A 6,000-nucleotide genomic window follows, 5' to 3' on the forward strand; every position below is an offset into this window, starting at 1 on the left:
GGAGACACAACGAAGGAGTGCCATGCGAACGAGACTTTGGTCGGCGGTAGTAGTGACCGCATGCGTGGGAGCGGGACTGCTGAGCGCCGCTCCCGCCCAGGCCGCGGACGAATGGACGGCAGTCGGCACCTTCGCCCACGCCTGCGACCCGGACTACGGCGGCCACCAACGCGTCGTCGAGAGCTCGGTACGCGGCGGCGACGCGGCCGCCACGTACGACATCTGCTGGACCAACGGGTTCGACGATGTCCGGGTTGCCGCGAGCGTAAGCGACGGCAACGGCAACGACGGCTACCACGCCGAGGCACGCATCCGGTACGAGATCTACACGGGCGGCGCCTGGAGCGGCTGGCACTACCGCACACCGAGTGCCGCCTACGGCCCCGGCGACCACGGAAACGACGGGCTCTTCAAGGCCGTCTACCCGACGAGGATGGTGCAGGTGGCAGCATGCCTGTACAACGGCTCCACGGTGATCGACTGCGACGATCGGGGATGGCGGTAGCGTCCATCACCGCATGTGGGATGTTGCGTCGCGGCGGGGATGGGACCCACTCGGAACAGTGGGTCCCATCGCTTCAGGCGATGGCTGGCGATGCTGCCCGAAGGCCGTGGCGAGTTGGTCGATCAACGGTCCGGCGGACGGGTGGGAAGCCCGCCGAGGTGTGACCGCGTAGATGCCGCGAGTCGGGGGATCGACGAGGTTTACCGTGGTGACATCGGTTCGCAGCGCGTGAGCCAGCACGCCAGGTATCAGCGCGATGGCGTGACCCGCGGCGACCAGGGCTACCTTGCCTGGCAGATCGGCCGCGCCGAGGTCGACGTCGGTGGTGACTCCGGCGCGGGCGGCGTGCTGGCGTAGCAGGGTGGCCGAGCCGGTGTTGTCCTCGACCCAGGTCTCGTCGGCCAGCGCGCGGATGTGCACCGGACCGTGTCCCGCACGCGGATGCCCGGCGGGCAGCACGACCACCATCTCGTCCATCCCCAGGAACCGCCGTTCGACCCGCGGGCCATGCGGTAGCCCCGGCGGCGCGTCGGTGACGACCGCGACGTCCAGATCGCCCGCGATCACGCGGTCGTGCAGGTCCGCGCTCAGCCCGGGCGACAGACTCCACCGGAGCGGGCCGCCCGCGTCCACAAGGCGGCGAACCGCCGCGGGCACGATCCCGGCGGCCAGAGACGGTGTCGCCCCGACGTTCAGCGGCCGGCCGAGCGGAACATCCCGCACCGCAGTCAGCGCGCGGTCGATCTCCTTGAGCACGACCAGGGCGTGATGATGAAACACCTCACCGGCCGGCGTCGCACGGACGCCGCGAACGTGACGTTCAATCAGCGACGTTCCGAGCCGGCGCTCCAACGCGGCGATCTGCCGCGAGACGGCGGACTGTGTGTAGCCGAGTTCGGCGGCCGCCGCCGACAGCGACCCGAGCCGGCACGCCGTCACGAACGTCCGCCACGCGGTCAACTCCATGACACAAGTATGCGCAGCGGGTATGCGCATCCGACATGGCTGCCCTGCCGAACCTGCGCTTGTCACCGTTGCCACCACGCCTCCACAGTGGGAGCCATGACCGCACCGCATGGAATCGCTGTCCTCGGCCTGGGGCGCATGGGCTCCGCGATCGCGACACGACTCGCACAGAGCGACAAGGACGTCGTCGCTTGGACACGATCCGGGCGAACCAGTGACACAGTCCCGACGACCAGCGACCCGAACGAGGCCGTGGCGAAATCCGGCGTCGTGCTTCTGTCGCTGTTCGACGGCCCGGCATGCGAGCACGTCGTCGCCCAGATCCGCGGATCGCTGCGGCCGGACACGATTGTGCTGAACACCAGCACGATCGCCCCCGAAGAGGCGTCGCGGTTGTCCCGAGTGCTCGGTCCGTCCTACGTTCACGCGCCGGTGCTCGGCTCGACAGCCGCCGCGGCGGCCGGCTCCCTGCAGATCCTCGCCGCCGGCGCGCTCAACCGGGCCCGGCCGGTTCTGGAAGCCTTGGGCGTGGTGCACCATGTCGACGACGTCGCCACCGCCGCGGCGCTCAAGCTGGTCGCCAACAGCAGTCTCGCGGGCGCCGTGCTCGCGCTGCGCGATTCCCTGCGCCAAGGCGACGCACTGGGTCTGCCCCGCGCCCGGGTGCTGGACGTCCTCGAACTGGGCCAGCTCGGCGGGCTCGTCGCTCGCAAGCGTCCCTTCCTGACCGGCCGGCCGGCCGCCGCGGACTTCACGATCGGTGCCCTGGCCAAGGACATGGCACTCCTGGCCGAGGCGTCGAACACGCCCCTGCGCAGCGCGACCGACCTGGCCGGCACACCCGCCGACCCCGAGGCCGACATCGCCGTCGCCGCCACTTCCCCGGCCCCGGACGACGCCGTGCTCAAGCCATTACGCGCCTACATCCTGGGCCACGCCACCGGGGACCCCGCCCACTTCCGCGACGCGTTCCTACCCACCGCCCACATCGAAGGAATTCGGGACGGCGCATTCGTGACGTGGCACCTCGACGACTACTGCGCCCTCTTCACCGGCCGACCGGCCCCGGACGAATCAACCCGCTCCCGCCGCATAGACACCGTCGACGTCCACGGCACGGTTGCCACCGCATCGATGACACTCTGGCACGGCGCCGACACCTTCACCGACATCTTTCTCCTCGTACGCGTCGACGACCGTTGGCGTATCGCCAACAAGGCGTACCACCGCGGGGCGGCACGAGGATGAACACGATCCAGGTGCCGGCACCAACCGTGCGGAGCGACGGCGGGAGGCTCTGCGCCGCTCGGTGACGCTGCCACGGTGCTGGGGTTGTGCTTTTCGGTCCGGCATTTCAGCTCGTTGTAGAAGACAAGGACCGGCGCGGACAGTAATCGTGCAGGAAACACACCAGTCCGTGCAGGAAACGTTCCCCGGCCGCCGTGGATCGCGGTGTTCCTTTGCAACAGCACTAGGCGGGCTGTTGTGAAGCGCAACGCGGCTGTGGGGGCCACATGGTTGACATAGAAGGTTTCTGCGACGACAGGTTCGACGGCGTGCCAGAGACTCTCGCCTTGTCCTTGGAACGCGGGGCCGACGCCGGGGCCTCGGTCGCCGTGTACCTGGACGGCCAGCCCGTGGTCGACATCTGGGGCGGCTACCTCGATCCACGACACGGCCGTCACTGGGAGCGGGACACCATCACCAATGTCTGGTCGACCACCAAAACGATGACCGCGCTGTGTGCGCTAGTGCTCGCCGACCGTGGGGAGCTCGACCTGTACGCACCGGTGGCCACGTATTGGCCAGAGTTCGCGGCGGCGGGCAAGGCCGGGATCGAGGTCCGGCATCTGCTGTCGCATACCGCCGGCCTCTGGACCTGGGATGAGCCGCTGAGTGTGTCCGACCTCTACGACTGGGACAAAGTGACCGGGTTGCTGGCGCGCCAGGCGCCGGCCTGGGAGCCGGGGACGCAATCGGGGTACCACTCGTTGACTTTCGGATATCTGGTCGGTGAGGTGGTACGCCGGATCACCGGCGACACGCTCGGCTCCTTCTTCGCGAAGGAGCTGGCCGGCCCCCTCGGTGCCGACTTCCACATCGGACTGTCTGCGGAGCACGATCACCGAGTGGCATCAAACATTCGGGTGGTCGACGGGGAGGTTCCGCTCAATCCGCTGGTAAAAGTGGAGGATTCCTGGACACCGCAGTGGCGTCGGGCCGAGATCCCGGCGGCCAACGGTCACGGAAATGCCCGCTCGGTGGCCGCGATCCAGTCCGTTCTCGCGGGCCACGGCGAGGCGCGCGGAGTGCGGATCCTGTCCGAGGCGGGCGCCGCGCGGGTTTTGGAGGAGCAGTCGTACGGTCCGGACAAACGCATCGGGGCTGTCCTGCGCTTCGGCATGGGATATGCGCTCTCCTCGCCGGAGATGCCGCTTTCGCCCAACGCACGGAGCTGCTATTGGGGCGGCTTCGGGGGCTCACTGGTGGTCGTCGACCTCGACGCCCGCGTGACGGTGGCCTATGTGGGAAACCGCATGCTTCAGGACACCTTCAACGGCCGGGGAGCTGCCGTCGTGCGTGCCGTGTACGCCGCTTTGGCGCAATGACCCGGAGAGCTGCGAAGGAACCTGGCAGGAAAAGACGAATTCGTGCAGAAAATGTCCGTAGACGCCCTCAACCGAGGTGTTCCCTGGTACCTAGCGAGGCTCTGGCTTGCCTGCTAGAACCCGATCCTCGAGGGGAGCGGTATGCCAACGATCATCAGCAAGGACGGTACCGAGATCTTCTACAAGGATTGGGGATCGGGCCAGCCCGTCGTGTTCAGCCACGGGCGGCCGCTGTCGGCCGACGACTGGGACACGCAGCTCATTTTCTTTCTCCAGCACGGTTACCGTGTCATCGCTCACGACCGCCGCGGCCACGGCCGCTCCGCCCAGGTCGCCGACGGTCACGACATGGACCATTACGCCGACGACCTGGCCGCCGTCACCGCCCGCCTCGACCTTCGTAACGCCATTCATGTCGGACACTCGACCGGCGGCGGCGAGGTCATCCGCTACCTCGCCCGGCACGGCGAGTCCCGCGTCGCCAAGGCCGCCATCATGTCCGCCATCCCACCCCTGCTGGTGCGAACCGACGCCAATCCCGGCGGCCAGCCCAAGGCCCACTTCGACGACCTGCAAGCCCAGCTCGCCGCCAACCGTGCCGAGTCCTACCTCAACATCGCCTCCGGCCCGTTCTACGGCTTCAACCGTCCCGGGGCCGAACCCTCCGAAGCAATCATCCGCAATTGGTGGCGTCAGGCCATGATGGGCGGCGCCTACGCTGGTTACCTGGGAATCGTCGCGTCCTCCCAGACCGACTTCACCGAGGACCTCAAGAAGATCGCCGTCCCGGTACTGGTCATGCACGGCGACGACGATCAGATCGTCCCGTACGCCGACTCCGCCCCGCTGACCGCCGATCTGCTCAAGAACGGCACGTTGAAGACTTACCCGGGCTTCCCGCACGGCATGCACACCACCCACTCCGACACCATCAACGCCGACCTGCTGGACTTCTTCCAGTCGTGACCTGTCGCACGCCTTGCCGTCCGCGGTAAAGCTAGTGTGGTTTCTCGTTTCCGTGTTGCCGCCAGTCGTTTGGCGTCGTCCCGAATTCCCGGTAAAAGGCGCGGTTGAACGTTCGAACGCTGGCGAAGCCGGTCATCGTGGCGACTCGCCAGGTCTCGAGTTTGACGTTCTCGGGGTCTATCAGGATGTTGCGGGCGGCCAGCAGTCGCTGAGTGCGGACGTACGCGCCGGGTGTCGTGTCGATGCGCTCGAAAATGCGGTAGAGGAACTTTTCCGAAACATGGTGTTGCCGGGCCAGTTGGTCTACCGACATTGGCTCGGCGAGGTGGCCGCGCACATAGGCCTTCACCATGTCGAGCAGCACCGGATCTGAGCCGTCCGGCGCGGCGGCGCTGTCCGGGCTTCGCAATGCCATGACCAGCAGATTGATCGCCGCTTGGCTGGCGTCGTACCGCTGCACGGCGGTCAGATCCGCGGCAGACCGGTCCAGTTGATCGAGGTAGCGGGCGAACATGTGCGTTGCCACGGTGTCGACGTGCAGCCGCCGGACACTCGCGCCGATGTCTCGTACCCCCGGCGGGAGCAAGTCCCGGGAAAACTTGATGGACTGGGCTTCGCTGTTCCCGTGAATGACCACATCCCACTCACTACGGGCCGAAAAGAGTACGGTGCCGCCGGGCGTCGGCGCATCAAGCCTTCCATCGTGGTATAGCTGGATATTTCCGCCTATGTCAACTGAGGCTTCAATTAGATCATCCTCACGTGACTTGGCCGCGAGGTCTGCCGGACGGGCGACACGAAAGGAACCTGTCGACGACAGTCTCATCAACTCGACCGAGTCACCGAGCTGCTGCTCCGAAACTCGAATACGGCTGCCCTTCCCGATCGTGACGACAGACGGAAGGGAACAATCACGTCCGAGCACAGCCATCTCTTCTTCGGAAAGAAAGTCAG

General features: G+C 66.9%; 6 protein-coding genes. 4 read left to right on the plus strand and 2 right to left on the minus strand.

What is annotated here, in order from left to right; translation table 11 throughout:
• Positions 1-22 precede the first annotated feature (22 nt).
• Positions 23-505, plus strand: coding sequence for a hypothetical protein (locus tag HH310_RS28980; protein ID WP_169178853.1), 483 nt, complete (start codon positions 23-25; stop codon positions 503-505).
• A 6-nt stretch (positions 506-511) separates the two neighbouring features.
• On the opposite strand, the gene HH310_RS28985 is transcribed toward HH310_RS28980, so the two are convergent.
• Complete coding sequence (locus HH310_RS28985) at positions 512-1,549, minus strand: LysR family transcriptional regulator (protein ID WP_211192745.1); 1,038 nt, start codon at positions 1,547-1,549, stop codon at positions 512-514.
• 18 nt (positions 1,550-1,567) lie between these two features.
• Here HH310_RS28985 and HH310_RS28990 point away from each other — a divergent pair, with 18 nt between their 5' ends.
• The 3 genes from HH310_RS28990 (at position 1,568) to HH310_RS29000 (ending at position 5,046) form a co-directional block, all read left to right on the plus strand.
• A complete protein-coding gene (locus tag HH310_RS28990) occupies positions 1,568-2,719 on the plus strand; it encodes a nuclear transport factor 2 family protein (RefSeq protein ID WP_169178854.1) in 1,152 nt (383 codons plus the stop codon).
• 308 nt (positions 2,720-3,027) lie between these two features.
• Complete coding sequence (locus HH310_RS28995) at positions 3,028-4,080, plus strand: serine hydrolase domain-containing protein (protein ID WP_312034392.1); 1,053 nt, start codon at positions 3,028-3,030, stop codon at positions 4,078-4,080.
• A 141-nt stretch (positions 4,081-4,221) separates the two neighbouring features.
• A complete protein-coding gene (locus HH310_RS29000) occupies positions 4,222-5,046 on the plus strand; it encodes an alpha/beta fold hydrolase (protein WP_169178856.1) in 825 nt (274 codons plus the stop codon).
• 31 nt (positions 5,047-5,077) lie between these two features.
• Here the strand turns inward: HH310_RS29000 and HH310_RS29005 are convergent.
• The coding region (locus HH310_RS29005) for an AraC family transcriptional regulator (RefSeq protein ID WP_169178857.1) at positions 5,078-6,000 on the minus strand (923 nt) is incomplete at its 5' end.

The sequence above is a fragment of the Actinoplanes sp. TBRC 11911 genome, assembly GCF_012933445.1.
GTDB lineage: Bacteria > Actinomycetota > Actinomycetes > Mycobacteriales > Micromonosporaceae > Actinoplanes.

Bases quoted from the DNA above. Each gene is read 5' to 3' on its own strand.
- HH310_RS28980 (WP_169178853.1), top strand. From the start codon at position 23: ATGCGAACGAGACTTTGGTCGGCGGTAGTAGTGACCGCATGCGTGGGA.
- HH310_RS28990 (WP_169178854.1), top strand. From the start codon at position 1,568: ATGACCGCACCGCATGGAATCGCTGTCCTCGGCCTGGGGCGCATGGGC.
- HH310_RS29000 (WP_169178856.1), top strand. From the start codon at position 4,222: ATGCCAACGATCATCAGCAAGGACGGTACCGAGATCTTCTACAAGGAT.